Origin of the sequence: Ancylomarina sp. 16SWW S1-10-2 (assembly GCF_009669305.1) — a bacterium.
In the GTDB taxonomy this organism is placed as follows: Bacteria; Bacteroidota; Bacteroidia; order Bacteroidales; family Marinifilaceae; genus Ancylomarina.
Genome location: NZ_SADB01000022.1, coordinates 1 through 18,349 on the forward strand (window position 1 = coordinate 1; position 18,349 = coordinate 18,349).

Consider the following 18,349-nt stretch of genomic DNA (forward strand, 5'->3'; position numbering starts at 1 on the left):
TTGATGGAATAACAAATGAAAAAGTACAATGGGTGCAAGATAAACTAAATAATAGGCCTAGAAAGCGTCTAAATTACTTGACTCCAAATGAAAAATATAATTATGTTGTAAATAATCAAAAAGTTGCATTTGCAACTTGAATTCAGGATTTAAAATATTGAACCACTAATTATCACTGATTAACACTAATTTATTACATTCATTATCTTTAAATTCCCGCTGATAATACAGATCTCCGCAGACTGATTAATGAATTAGACTCCAAAGAACAATCAAAGTTAATAGCTTTTTGACCTTTTAACTTTTAGACCTTTTGACGTTTTTACCTTTTCGACTTTTCTACCTTTCTACCTTTCAAACCTTTTGACTCTTTCGACTTTTTCGACTTTTCAAACCTTGAAAATAGCCTATATTTGAAATATGTTGTTAAACTAAAAATCAATACGGAAAAATCTGTATGTTTGCAATCTAAACAACAACACAAAATTATAAGAGATGGAAAAATTATATATTCCCAACAGGGGCTATGTCGTTTTCGAAGATATTGTTTTTGATGAAAAACTAGGCGCTGAAATCAATCAGTTTTTACGCGAGTATGAGCATTGCGATATTCTTTCGAAATACAATCTACCTTTAAGTAATAAACTCCTATTACACGGTAAAAGTGGTTGTGGTAAAACCATGACAGCTCGCGCCATTGCTCGTAAACTGGGTAAAAAAATCAAGGTTATTAATTTAGGAGGTATTGTTTCCTCAAAACTAGGAGAAACATCTGCCAATATTGCTACAGCTTTTCGTTTGGTAGAATCTCAAGAAGCCGTCCTTTTCTTCGATGAATTTGATTCCTTAGGAAAAGAGCGCGACTACGATAATACGGATAGTAATGAGATGAAACGTGTGGTAAACACCATGCTTCAACTTATCGATTCATTGCCTTCACACTCCATCATAATAGCGGCAACCAATCAAATTGAAATGATTGACTCTGCCCTACTTCGTCGTTTTGAGCTGAAACTAGAATTTAGAAATCCAGGAAAAGAATTACTTGATAGCTTTTACGATAAACTACTGACTAAATACCCTGAAGAATACCGACAAATCGATCGTAAGTATGATATTTCATACGCCGAGGCACAAGACATTGTTTTTAGAACAGTTAAAAACAACATTATTGTATCGGAACTAAGCAAAAAGGATAAGCTTGTTTCGGAAAACAAAGAAACTAATGCTTGCCTAAACTAATTGGCATTAAATAGATAATTGAAAAGCGACTCTTTTAAGGAGTCGCTTTTTTTAGGTTTTAATCATTCTCAAAAGCACTTCATTATTTATGTTTTATTATTCATGATGTTAATCAGAAATTGATTAAATTAGATGGCAGATTCAAATTTAAAAATCATGAAATCAAACAAAAAATTTAACGACCCTATGGATAGAAATCCCGCGAACTGGAGAGGCATTTTTTATTACAACCCCAAAGATCCTCGAATTCGAGTTCCTAAACTTGATCCCTCATTAGGTTGGACTTTGAATTTTGCAAGCCCTTACGCCTATGTCTTTATTATTGCCATTGCAGGTATTATTGCACTTTCAGTATATTTAGGTTTATAGACCACAAAAAAACGAGATCTATAAGGCTCCGCTTTTATAAAAACGTGGGGCAAAAGAAAGGCCATCCCTTTACAGAATGGCCTCTTTATAATGTTTAACAAATAATTTATTTGTTTTCCGTTTTTTCTAAATATGCGTCATTGTGAACAGCGTTAACTGCTCTTCCCGAAGGATCTGCATTGTTGCGGAACGATTGATCCCAAGCCAAAGCTTCGGGCGTGCTACAAGCAATAGAAGGTACTGAAGGTACACAAGCTGCAGCTGTATCAGAAGGAAAATGCTCAGCAAAAATTGTACGGTAATAATACTCCTCTTTCGACATTGGAGGATGTACCGGAAATCTAAAATTGGCATTACTCAACTGCTCATCCGTAACTTCTTTTTCAGCAATCTCTTTTAGGCTGTCAATCCAAGAATAACCCACACCATCAGAAAACTGTTCTTTTTGTCTCCAAACAACACTCTCTGGCAAGCAGTCTTCAAAGGCTTTTCGCAAAATCCATTTTTCCATCTTGCCATCCTTCGCCATCTTATCCTCAGGATTAATTCTCATGGCAATATCAAGAAACTCCTTATCCAAAAATGGAACACGACTTTCAACTCCCCAAGCTGCCATCGATTTGTTAGATCGTAAACAATCATACAAATGTAATTTGTCTAATTTACGAATAGTCTCGGCATGAAATTCTTTAGCATTTGGCGCCTTATGGAAATATAAGTAACCACCGAACATTTCGTCAGCACCTTCACCCGAAAGAACCATTTTAATACCCATCGATTTAATAACACGAGCCATTAAATACATAGGCGTTGAAGCACGAACAGTGGTTACATCGTAAGTCTCCAAATGATAGATAACATCGCGAATAGCATCGACACCTTCTTGAACTGAAAAAGTAACTTCGTGATGTACTGTTTCTATATAATCGGCAACTTTACGAGCGGCAACTAAATCGGGTGAACCTTTTAATCCTATAGCAAAGGAATGAAGTTGTGGCCACCAAGCATCTTGTTTATCGGCAGATTCAATACGCTTAGTTGCATATTTTTTTGCAATAGCCGAAATAATTGACGAATCCAGTCCTCCTGAAAGTAAAACACCATAAGGCACATCAGACATCAACTGACGGTGAACAGCATCTTCCAGACCTTTGCGAAGTTCTGCCATATCAGTCACATTATCCTTCACATTATCAAATTCTGTCCATTCTCTATGATACCACTCCTTTATCTCTCCATCCTTACTATATAAAAATTTTCCTGGAGGGAATTCTTCAATTTTGTTACAATAACCTTCCAACGCTTTTAGCTCTGAGGCCACAAAATAATTACCATATTTATCCCAACCCTGATATAGAGGAATAATTCCCATATGGTCACGCCCAATTAAAAACGAATCATTCTTTTTATCGTAAAGAGCAAAAGCAAAAATTCCATTCAAATCATCAATAAAATCAATTCCTTTTTTGTCATACAAAGCCAGAATAACTTCACAGTCAGATTTGGTTAAAAACTCATAAGAATCATTCATTTCTTTACGAATGTTCATATGATTATATATTTCGCCATTAACAGCCAATACTAAATTACCATCTTTACTGTAAAGTGGTTGTCCTCCCGACTGAGGATCTACAATAGATAATCTCTCATGAGATAATATTGCTTTTTCATCAGAAAAAATACCCGACCAATCTGGTCCTCTGTGACGTATTTTTTTAGACATTTCTAGAATTTGAGGACGTAGCTCTTGTGCATCTACCTTCAAATCAAAAACTCCTACGAATCCACACATAAAATCTTGTTTAATAGTTAGTTTTTTTCAGTATCTTTTGTGGAAGAATACTGCTTAATTTTGGTTTAGGCGTTAAAGTACACTTTCTATTTTATTTATTGGCACAATAAATTTACTATAACGTTTGCGAGGATTAAAAAAAAAATTTTACGTGAATAAACCCCTATTTTCATTGAAAATTGAACACAAAACCAAATAAGCGCCTTTCGTGTTATCAAACTTTACTTATTCTCTTTTTCAACTCAATCTATAATCTCAAATAATTATTTTTTTGTCATCACAATTGGTCTTTTAACACCACTATTTAGCAATTCATCCTTCATTAAAAAGTCATGATCCATATTGCATAAAAAAAGCGAAACATATAAGGCTTCGCTTTTGCATTTTATTTATGAATCGTTTTCTTTAGTTCATTATATATTTTTCTACAACTTCGGCAACTCCATGATCATTATTTGAAGCGACTATTACATCTGCACGATCGCGAAGTTCTGGGTTAACATTATCAACCCAAACACCTAAACCAGCATATTCCACCATCGATAAGTCGTTTCCTGCATTACCAACCGCAATAATCTCTTCCTGGCGTATATCTAATTTCTCAGCCAAACGAGCTATACTTGCCGCTTTGTCTATTCCATGTGACATAACTTCCAAGAAAAAGGGTTTCGACATAGAAACACTCTCATTAGGTTTTTCTTTCTTCAATTTGGCTTCAACCGATTTTAGATATTCGGGGTCCTGTAAAAGCAGACATTTTACAGCAGACCCTGTTACCGCAGTTTTAAAGCTATCCACCTTATTAAACTTCATCTGAGTTAACTCAACCTCTACATCAATATATTTTGAGCAAGATTCACTAATAATACTATCCGACGTGTAAGTTATTATATCGACATTATTCGCCATACTAAAATCGTGCAAACTGTGAATTTGCTCTTTAGAAAGACTTTGCTCAAAAATAGTTGTCTGATTGGTCTGATCAGTAATTACAGCACCATTGTATGAGATAATATACGAACCATACTTTTTTAAATCAAGCTGCTCGGCATATTGAAGCATTGCTGGAGTTGGTCGTCCCGATGCCAAAACAACATATACACCTTGCTCCTGTGCCTTCATCAACATGTCCTTATTTCTATCTGATATGCAATGATCATCACTCAAAAGTGTATCATCAAGATCAAGCACTAGCATTTTATATTTCATCTATAATCTAATTAATTTTAATACACACATAAACAAATATCATTAAGATGTATAAGCCTGTGTGAATAAGCTTTAAATAAAGCTTTAGAACTTCAATTTTCAGCCTGCGAAAGTATAACAATTATCGGGTTCTCCCAAAACAAAACTCAAGGATTCTAAATTATCAAGATTAAATTTTGAATGCTTGTTTTTGAAGAATAACACTACTAGAATCACCACCATCAAGACTTATAAAAAGATTTTTAAAAATTAAATGAATGCTCTAGAACTAAAAAAGTCACAACATAGGCTGTGACTTTCTTTAATTTTATATCTCGTAAGCTACTATTTCAAACCAAGTTCTTTCAAGTATCTACTCACTTGATTCACGCCGTTCTGATACTTCGAGATAGTTGAGACGATTTGTACTTGCGATAAAAATGTCGCTAATCACTTAAGCCATACTGCTCTTTTCTAATCATTAAACAAAGGTCCACCATATTCTAGAGACGATAGATAATTTAAAGAGAGATGCCAAAACTATTTTTGTCCCTACCCTTCAATTTTTGTAAATTTATAATACATGTTAATGAAACAGATAATTTATTAAAATACATGCCTTATGAATCCTTTAATCATTCTCAGTGTTGGTTTTATCATCTTCCTATTAAGTGGTATCAGAATCATTTTCGAATACAAACGTGCCTTAAAATTCCGATTCGGGAAGTACGTTTCAACTCTTAAACCTGGTTTTAGATGGATAATTCCTTTGGTAGAAACGATTCAAATTGTAGATATTCGTGTCATTACAATCAACATTGATTCACAAGAAGTAATGACATCAGATAATGTGCCTTGTAGTATTGATGGCGTTGTCTTTTTCAAAATAGATAACCCAGAAAAAGCCGTATTAGAAGTTGAAGAATATAAGTTTGCCATTATGCAACTGGCTCAAGCCGCCCTTAGAGATGTTTGCGGTAAAGTTGAGTTAGACACTATTTTATCAAAACGTGAAGAGATTGGTAAAAACATCAAGCACATTGTTGAAAAAGAGACAGAGGCTTGGGGTATTGTCATTATCGACGTTAAAATTAAAGATATTCAATTGCCCGAAAATATGAGACGAATGATGGCTAATCAGGCAGAAGCAGAACGTTCTCGTAGAGCACGAGTTATTCTCGCTCTTGCCGAGAAGGAAGCTGCCGAAAACCTATTGGCAGCTGGCGAATTGATCGACAAATCACCATCAGCCATCAAGCTAAGACTTTACCAAACTCTTGCTAATATTGCAGCTGAGAAAAATTCAACCATTCTTTTCCCATTCCCAGAAGAAGTATTGCCAAGAAATAAAAAAGGAGATTAAGTCCTTACTGAGGCTGAATGAGAATTTCCATCCTTAATTTTGAGGATGGATTTTTTTTTACTCTATTTGAGTTGAATAGAAATATCATTCTTTATTTCTTTAGAAAAGTAAATTTTTCTTTAATCTTTTGAAACTTACCTTCCATCTTAATTTCTGCAAACAAAATACCTGCAAATATCATTAATCCTCCAATAACAGTTCTCTCAGTTAATGCTTCATTTAAATAAAAATAGGCTGTAATAGCAGCGAATAGCGGTTCAAATGAAAAAATGATGGAAGTTGTTATCTCAGAAATGTATTTTTGGTAATAATTCTGAACCGTGTACATAAAAGCTGTGGCAAATATGGCTGTGAAAATTATAGCCTGCCAAACTTTATACCCACTTGGAATATGTAATTCTCCTTTAACACCCGAATATATAATACAAACTAAACCAACCAAAAAGAATTGGCTTACCGACAGTAATATGGCATCGCTCTTACCGCTATATCGTGCAACCATAATAATATAAATTGCAAAAATTATGGCTGACATAAAAACCCAAGTATCTCCAATATTAAGACTCAGACTACTTCCCAAAGTTAGAAAGCCTAAGCCCATTGTGGCCAAAACAACTGCAATTAAAATATTAAAACTTGGTAATCGTTTTTGTATAAACGAAAGAATTAGCGGCACAAATACAACCGACAAACCCGTAATAAAACCACCTTTAGATGCAGTCGTGTATTGTAAACCTATGGTTTGTGCTAAAAAACTAAACAAAAGAGGAACAGCCAATAGAGCTCCATAACGTAAACTATCCCAATCGTAACTTCTAAAACGCTTAAAAAAGAGACAGCCAAGTATTAGGGCAGCCAATAAAAATCGATAGCCCAGAAAGTTAGCAACACTAATTTGAGATACAGCATCCTTAATAAAGACAAAGGTCATTCCCCAAAATATAGTTCCTAATAAGAGTAGCAGAATGGCTTTAATTTTGATATTCATGTTTTTAAGGATAAAGGTTAAAGGAAGGATGTGAATTAATAAACCATATCATATATGGCAAACAATTAATACATATCACAAGTATGTGGAATGGATAAGAAAAGTGCCTAAGTCTTGTTTAAAAATAAAACCAAATAAAAAGACTGGGTTGGCGAACAGCAATAGCTTCATAAGTCATTATATTTTAATGATGAAGCTATGGTACATAGAGTAGTTCTACGATGAGCTGTAGTGATTCCCGAAATCTTCCATAGCATGGAAAATCACCAATTATTAAATATTTAGATGCTCAATCTGACGTAAATGTATCCTTTTTTCTTTAAAAAATAAACAATCATCATTTAACAATTAAACAATCCAATCATTCATCACAAATCAATTCCAATCATATTTTATCTTTTTAAATCAGTGTCAAAATATTCCTTTTATTTCTACCATCATCCGTATAACCTTCAGTGAATCATTCTAGTCATACCCTGACATGTACAGCTTACTTATAGTCAGAGCATGACGGATTTGTTAAGAGTTTTTAAATCTAGATCACCCACGCAATTTGCAGACACAACTTGAGCATCCAATCATTTATCACTAATTATAAATCAATTTCAATCATATTTCATCATTTGTAATCAGCGTTAAATTATTTATTTTATTTCTGCGGTCATCAGTGCAATCTGCGGAAACAATTTAGTCTTCCAATCATTCATCAATAATTTCAAATCCGTTTCAATCATATTTCATCATTTATAATCAGCGTCGAATTATTTATTTTATTTCTGCGGTCATCAGCGCAATCTGCGGAAACAATTTAATCATCCATTCATTCTTCAATAATTACAAATCAATTTCAATCATATTTCATCATTTAAAATCTGCGTCTAAAATCTTCATCCTTTACAGTTTTTTACTTTTTCCTTCCTATAAGCTTCTTATCTTTGCAAGTTCAGAAATAGCCTATGCAAACAATAGAACAAATACTAGAGAGTTTTAGTGATCGAATTTTATCTAGTCGAAAAATAGCCGCTCGAAAAGCACAATACGTACCTATTCCATCCGATATGAATCCTGAGCTTCAGGATTGTCTTCATCAGATGGGATATGATCAGCTATACTCCCATCAGGCTGAAATGTACAAACGAGCTATGCAAGGGAAAAACCTAGTTATCACAACAGGTACAGCTAGTGGTAAATCCTTATCCTTTTACCTTCCCGTCATTCAACGTATACTTGAGAATCCAAGTCGACGTGCTGTTTTTATTTATCCAACCAAAGCTCTAACCAAAGATCAATTACGAAATATTGTTGATTTTGTAGAGTTCTTTGGTAAACATCGCATACAAGCAGGTATTTACGATGGAGATACACCTTCAAATGAACGAAGTCGAATTCGTCAGGAAGCCAATATTATTCTAACCAACCCCGATATGATTAATGCAACTTTTTTGCCCAATCATAATCGCTATGGTTTTCCACACCTGTTTGCCAATCTCGATTACCTGGTTATTGATGAATTGCATGCTTACAGAGGTGCTTTTGGTTCACAAGTCTCTAATGTGATGAGGCGTTTATTACGAATTTGTAATTATCATGGCAATACACCACATTTTCTTTGTAGTTCTGCGACCATTGCCAATCCTGCAGAGCTGGCTGAAAATATTTGTCATCAGTCCTTTGAACTTATCGATGAAGATGGCTCTCCAGCTCCTGAAAAAGAGATTCATTTTTGGCAACCAGAATTCATTAAGAAAGCACAACGTAAACGTTCTGTAACTGAAGAATTGAAGGGACTCCTGCCCAACTTGATAGGTAATATGGTGAGAGTCATCACCTTTTGCATTTCACGTCGTGAAACGGAAATTGTAACCAAAGAGTGTCGAGATATACTCGCACATGATCCTCTTAAATTAGGACCCGATATGTCTGATAAAATATCAGGATACCGAGGCGGTTACACACCTTTGGAGCGTTCACGAATTGAAAAAGACTTGCTTGAGGGAAATATTTATGGCGTAGTTTCAACCTCTGCTCTTGAGTTGGGTATTGATATTGGCGCTTTGGATATGGTTGTGATGGGTGGTTTCCCAGGTACACGAGCTAGCTTTTGGCAACAATTGGGTCGAGCCGGTCGAAATGGTAATAAGGCTCATGCGATTCTTATGCTTAAGGAAAAACCGATGGATCAATATGTGGGGATGAATCCTGAATGGCTACTACAGTCGGCATCGGAAAATGCGGTGATTGATAAGAATAACCTTTACATCCAATTGGCACATATTCGCGCAGCTTCGGCCGAATTGCCTTTAACTATTGACGATATAGCAACATTTCCCGACTTGGGAGAAATCATACCTCTTCTGCAAAAGGAAGGTGAATTGAGCGAGCATAATGCCCAATATCAATGGAGTGGCAAGCTCTCTCCTGCTCATGAAATCAGTTTGAGAAATATGACCAGCGATACCATCAAAGTGGTTGATAGGGAAAAGGAACTCACCATTACCACCGTTGATCTCCTACAGGCTAAGAAAGAATTTTATCCTGGTGCTATCTATCTGCACGACAGTGTGCAATACAAAAGTATCGACCTAGATTTGGAAGGTAAAACCGCTTGGGTTAAAGAGGTTGATTCCAATTATTATACGGAACCACATAAACCTGGTAATATCGATATTTTAATGGAGCACGATCAGCAGGAAGACAAGCGTATTTATTCGTGTTTTGGAGATGTTCGGGTTAGTGTTCTCGTTTCAGGTTATAAGATGGTTCAATTTAATACGCATCAGAATTTAGGTTACGAAGGTTTGTCGCAAATTCTCGAATCGCAAATGGAAACAGAAGCCTGTTGGATTCAAATTCCAGATAATGTGGTGCAAGTTTTTGTGGCAACAGGAAAAGCACCAAGTCTCGAAGCTCAAAAGCAAGATGTAGAGGACAAACAAGTACCTCGATTTGATTATACCGAAGGTTTAATTCATTGCTTAAAAGCAGCTGCATCCATGCGTGTAATGGCTACCCATTCTGATTTAGGTGGTGATGTTTTTGGTTTTGCACACCCAAAATCTCATTTACACAAACACGCTATTATTCTCTTCGATGAATACCCTGGCGGTTTAGGTTTCTCTGAAAAAGCCTTTGAGTTTATTGGAGAAATCATACAAACTGCAGGCAAACTGGTTAAGGATTGTTCCTGCAAAGAGGGATGTCCTGCTTGTGTTGGCGATCATCGCATAAATAAACACCTTATTCTATGGGCTCTTCGTTCATTCTACAAAGAGGTTCCCTTACCTAAAGGCATTCATATAGATGGTTTACCTACTTCATTGGAAAAATCCTCAGCAAAAATAGAATGGCTGCAATTAGAAAGTCAATGGCAAGAACTATTGAATCGATTTGAAAAGGAAAAACACTTTGGGGCTCGTTTCTTAAAACAAAGTTCTAATTTCGAAATAAAAGGCAGCCAGCTTATTATTTTCTTTGCAGATAGCAGTTTAAAACTAGCACAAAAGCCAGAGGTTATCAAAGATATTGAAGCCGAATTGGCTAAAGTCATGAATCTGCCAGAACACTTTGAATTACACTTACGCTCCGATAATGGTGAGGCTAATATCAAAAACCAGTTGAAACTGCAACGTATCATGAACAATGGAAAGGGGTATATTAATAATTAGTCACAAGGATAAAGTGAAAAAGGTTAAAGGTTAAAGGTTAAAGGTTAAAGTCAATGAATAAAAAGCCGTACACTGAGCGGAGTCGATGTGTAAAAAGTTATGAGTAACGAATACATAATTAAAAATTCATCTTTAGCTCAAGTGCCTTTTTTATAAATCAAAATTATTAATTGATAATTACTAATTCATAATTGAACGGGTGAGTTTAAAAAATCTACATAGAAAACTAAGAAGTACTGAGTTTGAAGGCAATGAGTTTGATCCCATTTCTGCCTTCGAAGCTCAGGCTGTACCTCAACATGGCCTTGTAATACCTAAGGATAGGTTTACCGAACCTAAAGAGAGTTATAGTGTCGATATAAAAGTGGTTAGTGAGAAGAATTCAAAACTAGGACAAGCTCTCGAGACGCTTAATAACTATCAATTGCAGGCCGTTTTTTCTGATAATACTAAAGTCCTTTTAAGTGCTATGGTAGGTAGTGGAAAAACCACCGTTCTTACGCATAAAATTCTCTATTTACATTTTATAAAAGGTATTCCTCTTTCAAAAATGGTGGTTCTTACCTTTACGAATAAGGCAGCTCGTGAAATTAGGGAACGCATTCTCTATTTTTATGAGGATTTAGAACCAATTCAGTCAGAAGAACTTCGCTATTTCGGTACCTTTCATTCCGTGGCACGTCAGCTAATAAAAGAACATCCTCAATTAAGTAAATTAGGATTTACACCAGCCTTTTCTATTATGGATAAGGAAGCTCAGGTTGAATTTCTTCAGCGTTTAATTCTCACAAATGAGCTTGATATTAAATATCAGAATAAACTAGATCAGCGATTGAAACTCTATCGCAACGAGAAGCAGATTCTTTATGCTAATATGAAAAATGAGGACGAGCTCCCTCTCCTATTAGATATCTCCAGAAAGGAAAAACAGGCTAATAACCTGATGGATTTTGATGACTTAATCTCCATCGTCAATTGGCTTTTAAAACAGGAATGCTCTCTAAATCCTCAATGGATAATTGTAGATGAGTTTCAGGATTGTAACAGCGAACAAGTACAGCTATTGAACTACCTTTCGGTAAAGGACAGCTCTTTTTTTGCAGTTGGCGATCCCAATCAAAGTATTTATGCTTGGCGAGGAAGTACCGATCAAATTTTTGAAAGCTATATCGCAGACACAAACTGCCAAATGATGCGTTTACCTCTGAACTATAGAACTTCAGGTCAACTTTTAAGCGCCGCATCCTATTTGCTTAACGACGAACAAAACGATTTACAAGCCACACGAACAGCAGGTAATAAACTACGTTTGGTCAATCACTTCGACGATAACCAAGAGGCCTTCTATTATGCCAATCAGTTTAAAACCATACATTCTGAAGGTACACCTTGGGAACAAATTGCCGTTCTATTTCGTACCCGCCAGCAAATAGGTATTTTCGAATCTATTTTCCAGAAAGAAGGCATTCCTTTTCAGGTGATTAGTAAGAGTACTTTGAAAGATTATCCTGCCCTATATTGGCTTAAGAAGGTGCTTTTATCAGCTTTACAAATCAACGACATAGACAGTATTTTATCCGTTTTCACTTCAAGTGATTTTGGTTGTATCAAAAGTAGTAAAGCACTACTCAATGCCTTTGGCAAGTTCATAAAAGACAAAAGTTTTAACAACAAGCTAGAGGCTTTCACAGCTTTCCTTCAGTTTAAATATCCCAAAGAAAGCATTCATATCAAATTGGGAAATGCCTTATTGGCTTTCCATAATCAGCTATTAAACTCAAAAACGGACTTAGATGTATACAGCAATTTAAATTTAGAACAAGTTCTAAAGCCTATTTCTGCTCATTACAAAGAGCATGTGAATCAGGTAAAACAGGCCATAGAGGAGCTACAACTTTACGTGCAAAATCAGAGCTTTGGAAATCTTCTAGAAGCCTATCAAGCTGCTATGGGACAAGTGAGTTTGGAAGGTCATTTCCAAATTAATACAGGCCTAAAAAAAATAGAAGATGGTGTTCGTTTGCTAACAATACATGCGGCTAAAGGACTGGAGTTTGATTATGTTTTTTTGAGTGGAGCTAACTCTGGTCTTATTCCTCTAAATAGAAAAAAAGGAGGTCCTAAACATTTACGGGAAGAAAAACGCTTACTCTTTGTCGCCCTTACTCGTGCCAAAAACAATATGGAAATATCATGGCATAGCCAAAGTACAGCCTGGAATGCCGAAGAAGGACCATCCTATTTTCTTAATGCTATCCCTTCGGCGCTTATCGAACGTATTGAAGCTACAAAACCGGAAATAATTACTACGCCAGACGCTCCTCAAGAATCTAATGATAGCCCTTGGAAAAAGGATATGAAAATTAGTCATCCAAAATATGGTGAAGGAATTGTTATTAGTAGTACAGCTAAAGAAATCACTTGTGATTTTGGTAAGTTCGGAGAAAAAAGCTTTGCTCCTCAGTGGGCTAATTTGAAGAAACTGTAAGTAGTTAATGTCCTTGCCGGTCGGGTATGTACTTTTTTCTTGAAAGAAAAGTACCAAAAATTCAAGACTGCGGCATTCGCTGACCCATTACGATTTAAAGACTAAACAAAATGAACTCGCTATGCTCAAACAGCATTTCGTTTTTAACGCCTTCTTCATCTACGGGTCCCCAGCTGCCATTGCCGATGTCCTCAAGAGGCGAAATAGTTCATATCGGATAAATTTCCAAGATGCTTTAACAATTCATTACCATTCATTATCTTTAATGATCGTAAATTTACATCATCAAAAAACAATTCTAAAAAACACAATAAATCAAACAATATGAAAGTCGTCGCACTTAACGGAAGTCCTAAAAAAGAAGGTAATACGTACCATGCACTTAAATTGGTATGCGAACAATTGGAAGAAAAAGGCATTGAAACTGAAATTATTTCGGTTGGTCTTAAAAATGTAAAAGCTTGTACAGGCTGTAATATGTGTTTTAAGAATAAAGACGAAAAGTGTGTGATTAAAGGAGATGATGTTAACCTTTGGATTCAAAAGATGAAAGAAGCTGATGGTATTATACTCGGTTCTCCTGTACATTACGCAGCATTAAGTGCGAGTATGAAATCTTTTCTCGATCGTGCCTTTTACGTTTCTGGAGCAAATGGAAACTTATTCCGTCATAAGGTAGGTGCATCAATTGCAGCCGTTCGTCGATCGGGAGGTTTACCAGCTTTCAACGAATTGAACAACTACCTAACTTACTCTGAAATGATGATTCCTACATCGAACTACTGGAATGTAATTCATGGTACGATGCCTGGAGATGTGCATAAAGATGAAGAAGGTGTTCAGATTATGCGAGTTCTTGGTAAAAATATGGCCTACCTACTTCAACTCATGGAAAATGGGAAAGACAAAGTAGAAGCACCAAGTAAAGAAAGCAAAATAATGACCAACTTTGTTAGATAACAGCTAGCATAGAGACATAGATATAAAGGAGATTGCTTTTTAAGCCATCTCCTTTAATTCTAATTAGCGGTAAACCTATAACTTAATCGAGATCAAAAATTTTAAAATTTTTAGAGATCAATAGATAAATGCATATTTTAGTTGTTAAGATGATCCATGGTTTATGGATATTTTCAAAGATTAAAACCTCCTAGAGTATGCTTAACGCTTCAAAACAGATGAAACTGTAAAGAATATCTGGCAAATATCAACCTCTGGATCAGGGGTATCGCTCCTAAGGAGCTCTAAAAAAACATGAAATACACGAACTACCATACTAGCGTTCCTAACGGAACTAAAAAAGAGAGAGATCCCTAAACAATTTTAAAGAAAAGCTCAGAGAGCTGAAAGTATGGTAGCAGAATTAAAATGCAAACAAAAAAAGTCCCTTAGGGACGACAGATGAAAATATTTAAGCGAAACGACTCATAGTTTCTTCAGGTTCCCGATTAAATCGTTTACAAAGAAAACAAAGTATATTTAATAATATTGTAGAAAGAATTATGACAAAAAATATCAATTCGAATTTAGATATTCCTAACTATTGACCTTTATAACTATTTATTGGGTCACTAGAAAATAAGCTCTACTCTAGAGCCTTCACCATAAACAGATTCCATTCTAATTTTAGCCTGATGTGAGCGCATAATTTGACGCGTGATACTCAGACCAATACCTGAACCATTTTCGCGCGTTGTAAAAAATGGGACGAAAATATTCTTCATATCTTCAGCTTTAATTCCTACTCCATTATCCGAAATACTAATTTGAGTTTTATCTTCATCAACAGTACAAGCATGAATTTGAATGCGTCCCTTTTCGAGAATCGCATGTTGCGCATTTTTAATTAAGTTAACCAAAACCTGAACCAAGAGTTTTTCATCAGCCTCAATAGATAAATCAGCCTCCTCAATTGAAAAGTCATATTGAATACGTGTATCTTCATCTAAAGTGAGTAATGCCTTTACATGATTTAATAAATGCTGAATGCTAAGCGTTTTTATTTGTGGTTTAGGAATACGAGTCAATTGTCGGTATGAGTCTACAAAATTCATTAAACCCTCGCCTTGCTCCTGAATTACTTGCAAACCCAAACGAGTTTTCGAAAGGTTCTTTTCTCCAATAACCGATTCAGCATCAATTTGAGAATAGGTACGAGCCAAAGTCTCTGAAAGCGAAGTTAAAGGTGCAATGGAATTCATTATTTCATGTGTCAAGACTGAAATTAATCGCTGCCAAGATTCTAATTCAGTGGCATCCATTTCATTTTTAATATCCGAAAAGGAAAGCAATTTCCAATTGTCAGTATTAAGCTTTATTCGAGTACAAGATACAATCAAATGCAAAGATTTTTGGTTTACAGAGGTCTTCAATACTCGGCTTTCTCCTGCTTTTATATTCTGAAAGAGTTCAACCAGCTTGGAATCTGTTTTTAGTAAGGCTTTTATACTCACCAAGTGGTGCACACCTAAAAGGTCGCGTCCTTTTCGATTAATATTTTCAACTAAGCCCTGAGAATTAAAAGTAAGAATACCCACAGCCGCGTTCTCAATAATGGCATCACTCAAAATCTCCTTTTGCTGGTATTTCACACGTAGATTCTTGATAATTTGATTCACGCCCTGCATACTATCACGCAAGTCATTGAAAGATTTACCCTTATCGGCATGCCGTAAGTTAAGCGCAGTTTCATCATTTTTAACTGCCAAAAAGAATTGACTAAGCAAACGATTAGTAGCGTTCAAATACACAAGCAATTTATAGCTCGATAATAAGATAAGAAGCATACTCCCAATTGAAAACAAAGGATATGCACTTCCCCAAATAAGCCAACCTGTTAAAAGAGACAACAAGACTATAAAGCTCAATCTTAATAAGACTTGGAAGAACAGTTTCTTATAAATCATACTTTTTCAGTTTATTATAAAGTGTAGGTCGGGTAACACCCAATTCCTTTGCCATACGACTCATATTGCCTTCGTGATGTTCGTAAGCTGTCAAAATCATATCTTTCTCCATATCGGCTATGCGAGTTGGTTTATAAGCCGTTTTGCTTTTTACCGTTTGATGAAAAAGAAACTCATCAGCCATCAACTCAATATGATCGGTTAGAATCACAGCTTTCTCAACCGTATGTTGTAATTCTCGCACATTACCAGGCCATAAATATGACTTTAGCTTATCCAATGTTTTAGTGGAGAATTTCAATTTGGATTTATCATATTTCGTGGCATATTTTCGCAGATAAAATTCTGCTAGAATAGCGATATCGTCAGCCCTTTCCCTCAAAGGAGGCACATCTATTTGAATTGTATTAATCCGATAAAGTAAATCTTCACGAAATTCGCCATCTGCAACCATTTGAAGTAGGTTCTTATTGGTGGCACAAACCAAGCGAATATCAATCTCACGAATGGTATTATCTCCCAAACGAATTAACTGACGCGTTTGCAAAACCGATAGCAATTTGGCTTGCATGGACAAAGACAAATTACCTATTTCATCGAGAAATAAAGTTCCTCCTGATGCCAACTCAAAACGACCCAATTTTTCTGATTTAGCATCGGTAAAAGCACCCTTAGCATGCCCAAACAACTCACTCTCGAATAGTGATTCTGTAATGGCACCCATGTCTACACTTATTAATACAGCATCTGATCGCTTAGACTGAGCATGAATCTCTCGAGCAATGAGTTCTTTCCCTGTCCCATTTTCTCCCAAAACAAGGATATTCGCATCCGTGCGAGCCACTTTTTCGATAATAGCATAGAGATTAAGCATGGCTTTCGATCGACCAATCATTTGTGTACCATTCTTATTCAAAATCTGAGTTAATGATTTCTTCTCGCCTTGTAAACGATCAATCTCAAGCTTAGATCGACGTAATTGGATAGCTGTTTTAAGAGTTGCTATTAGTTTCTGATTATCCCAAGGTTTCAGAACAAAATCAACTGCTCCCTTCTTGATGGCTTTTACGGCCAGTTCCACATCACCATAAGCTGTCAGAAGAATAATACTAAGTTTAGAGTCTAGCTCCAATATTTTATTCAACCAAAAAAGTCCTTCGTTACCTGTATTAATACCTGCAGAGAAATTCATATCTAATACCACCACATCAATGGAGTGATTTTCGAGAGTACTAATTAAACTATTCGGATTAGAAAGTGTAAGCACCTCATCAAACTCATCCTGAAGTAAGAGTTGTAATGCAATTAATACCGATTTTTGATCATCGACAATTAAGATTTTACCAGTAGACATAATTTTATAACTTTAGCTTTTCAAAAGTAAAAATTCTTAACAAATATCAGCACATAGTGTAAAATATTCTTACAGTCAATTTTCATTATTTTACAATTGCATATCAGATTAGTAGCAACTTAACAAGACAAGTGTCTGATTTACTTTACCTAGTGAACTATGGCATACCAATTGAACATTTGGTTTAGAACATAAATATGAACTCATAAGCAATTGTGCATTCAAATTTACAGCTTGCTTTCATTTCATCTAATCCATACATCAATCGTTTCACAAAATTATTGACATGATAAAAATTGAAAATCTAAGTAAAAGATTCCAAACCGAAGAGGTTGAGACTACTGCTCTCAACCAAATCAATATCAACATAAAAAAAGGTGAATTTGTTGCTATTATGGGGCCTTCGGGTTGTGGGAAATCTACACTACTCAATATATTAGGCATGCTCGACTCTCCTACTTCTGGCAACTATTATTTTAATGGACAAGAAGTCGGTCATCAAAAAGAGAGTCAACGTAACATTATACGTAAAGGCAATATCAATTTTGTATTCCAAAGCTTTAACCTAATTGATGAACTGAATGTATTCCGCAATGTGGAATTACCCCTAACCTATCTTAACAATAGCAAAAGTGATAGAAAAGCCCGAGTTTTAGAGGTTCTGGATCGCATGAAGATTGGACATCGCAAAAACCATTACCCTCAACAACTATCGGGTGGACAACAACAGCGTGTAGCCATTGCCAGAGCCGTAGCAGCCAATCCAAAACTCCTACTTGCCGATGAACCTACAGGTAATCTCGATTCTAAAACTGGATTGGAAGTGATGAACCTGCTTACCGAGCTTAACAGCGAAGGAATGACGATTGTAATGGTGACTCACTCAGAGCGTGATGCTGAATTTGCACATCGTGTTATTCGCCTATTCGATGGCGAAGTAATGACAGAGAAAACCGCCAAAGAATTCGCAACGATTAATTACTAAGCTAACATC

The 18,349-nt window shown here is 35.7% G+C and carries 12 protein-coding genes; 7 read left to right on the forward strand and 5 right to left on the reverse strand.

Features of this window, described 5'->3' with window-relative positions:
• Positions 1-495 precede the first annotated feature (495 nt).
• Both EMN46_RS15505 and EMN46_RS15510 read left to right on the forward strand, forming a co-directional pair.
• Positions 496-1,242: an AAA family ATPase gene (locus EMN46_RS15505; RefSeq protein ID WP_154201734.1), complete on the forward strand. Its 747-nt coding sequence runs from the start codon at positions 496-498 to the stop codon at positions 1,240-1,242.
• 156 nt (positions 1,243-1,398) lie between these two features.
• Positions 1,399-1,611 (forward strand): DUF5808 domain-containing protein, encoded by a 213-nt coding sequence (locus tag EMN46_RS15510; protein WP_229130394.1) that lies wholly within the window; start codon positions 1,399-1,401, stop codon positions 1,609-1,611.
• A 106-nt stretch (positions 1,612-1,717) separates the two neighbouring features.
• Here EMN46_RS15510 and asnB read toward each other — a convergent pair whose 3' ends face one another.
• The gene (gene asnB, locus EMN46_RS15515) at positions 1,718-3,403 is read right to left on the reverse strand and encodes an asparagine synthase B (protein WP_154201735.1); all 1,686 of its coding nucleotides are present in this window, start codon (positions 3,401-3,403) and stop codon (positions 1,718-1,720) included.
• Between the two features lie 405 nt (positions 3,404-3,808).
• Positions 3,809-4,612, reverse strand: a complete 804-nt coding sequence (locus tag EMN46_RS15520) for a Cof-type HAD-IIB family hydrolase (protein WP_154201736.1) — start codon at positions 4,610-4,612, stop codon at positions 3,809-3,811.
• Positions 4,613-5,213: 601 nt separating this feature from the next.
• Here EMN46_RS15520 and EMN46_RS15525 point away from each other — a divergent pair.
• Positions 5,214-5,954: a slipin family protein gene (locus EMN46_RS15525; protein WP_154201737.1), complete on the forward strand. Its 741-nt coding sequence runs from the start codon at positions 5,214-5,216 to the stop codon at positions 5,952-5,954.
• Between the two features lie 91 nt (positions 5,955-6,045).
• On the opposite strand, the gene EMN46_RS15530 is transcribed toward EMN46_RS15525, so the two are convergent.
• Entirely contained in the window at positions 6,046-6,942 is an 897-nt protein-coding gene (locus EMN46_RS15530) for a DMT family transporter (protein ID WP_154201738.1), read from the reverse strand.
• 956 nt (positions 6,943-7,898) lie between these two features.
• Between EMN46_RS15530 and EMN46_RS15535 the strand changes: the two genes are divergently transcribed.
• The 3 genes from EMN46_RS15535 (at position 7,899) to EMN46_RS15545 (ending at position 14,055) form a co-directional block, all read left to right on the forward strand.
• Complete coding sequence (locus EMN46_RS15535; protein ID WP_154201739.1) at positions 7,899-10,607, forward strand: DEAD/DEAH box helicase; 2,709 nt, start codon at positions 7,899-7,901, stop codon at positions 10,605-10,607.
• 199 nt (positions 10,608-10,806) lie between these two features.
• Complete coding sequence (locus EMN46_RS20490; protein ID WP_154201740.1) at positions 10,807-13,095, forward strand: ATP-dependent helicase; 2,289 nt, start codon at positions 10,807-10,809, stop codon at positions 13,093-13,095.
• Between the two features lie 324 nt (positions 13,096-13,419).
• Positions 13,420-14,055 (forward strand): flavodoxin family protein, encoded by a 636-nt coding sequence (locus tag EMN46_RS15545; RefSeq protein WP_154201741.1) that lies wholly within the window; start codon positions 13,420-13,422, stop codon positions 14,053-14,055.
• A 611-nt stretch (positions 14,056-14,666) separates the two neighbouring features.
• Here the strand turns inward: EMN46_RS15545 and EMN46_RS15550 are convergent.
• The gene (locus tag EMN46_RS15550; protein WP_154201742.1) at positions 14,667-16,001 is read right to left on the reverse strand and encodes a PAS domain-containing sensor histidine kinase; all 1,335 of its coding nucleotides are present in this window, start codon (positions 15,999-16,001) and stop codon (positions 14,667-14,669) included.
• Positions 15,991-17,355, reverse strand: a complete 1,365-nt coding sequence (locus tag EMN46_RS15555; protein ID WP_154201743.1) for a sigma-54 dependent transcriptional regulator — start codon at positions 17,353-17,355, stop codon at positions 15,991-15,993. The genes EMN46_RS15550 and EMN46_RS15555 overlap by 11 nt, the downstream gene beginning before the upstream one ends.
• Positions 17,356-17,641: 286 nt before the next feature.
• Here EMN46_RS15555 and EMN46_RS15560 point away from each other — a divergent pair, with 286 nt between their 5' ends.
• Positions 17,642-18,340: an ABC transporter ATP-binding protein gene (locus EMN46_RS15560; protein WP_154201744.1), complete on the forward strand. Its 699-nt coding sequence runs from the start codon at positions 17,642-17,644 to the stop codon at positions 18,338-18,340.
• Positions 18,341-18,349 lie beyond the last annotated feature (9 nt).

Coding starts and splice junctions, on each gene's coding strand:
- EMN46_RS15560 (WP_154201744.1), top strand. CDS start 17,642: ATGATAAAAATTGAAAATCTAAGTAAAAGATTCCAAACCGAAGAGGTT.
- asnB (WP_154201735.1), bottom strand. CDS start 3,403: ATGTGTGGATTCGTAGGAGTTTTTGATTTGAAGGTAGATGCACAAGAG.
- EMN46_RS15510 (WP_229130394.1), top strand. CDS start 1,399: ATGAAATCAAACAAAAAATTTAACGACCCTATGGATAGAAATCCCGCG.
- EMN46_RS15550 (WP_154201742.1), bottom strand. CDS start 16,001: ATGATTTATAAGAAACTGTTCTTCCAAGTCTTATTAAGATTGAGCTTT.
- EMN46_RS15505 (WP_154201734.1), top strand. CDS start 496: ATGGAAAAATTATATATTCCCAACAGGGGCTATGTCGTTTTCGAAGAT.
- EMN46_RS15545 (WP_154201741.1), top strand. CDS start 13,420: ATGAAAGTCGTCGCACTTAACGGAAGTCCTAAAAAAGAAGGTAATACG.
- EMN46_RS15530 (WP_154201738.1), bottom strand. CDS start 6,942: ATGAATATCAAAATTAAAGCCATTCTGCTACTCTTATTAGGAACTATA.
- EMN46_RS15525 (WP_154201737.1), top strand. CDS start 5,214: ATGAATCCTTTAATCATTCTCAGTGTTGGTTTTATCATCTTCCTATTA.
- EMN46_RS15555 (WP_154201743.1), bottom strand. CDS start 17,355: ATGTCTACTGGTAAAATCTTAATTGTCGATGATCAAAAATCGGTATTA.
- EMN46_RS15520 (WP_154201736.1), bottom strand. CDS start 4,612: ATGAAATATAAAATGCTAGTGCTTGATCTTGATGATACACTTTTGAGT.
- EMN46_RS15535 (WP_154201739.1), top strand. CDS start 7,899: ATGCAAACAATAGAACAAATACTAGAGAGTTTTAGTGATCGAATTTTA.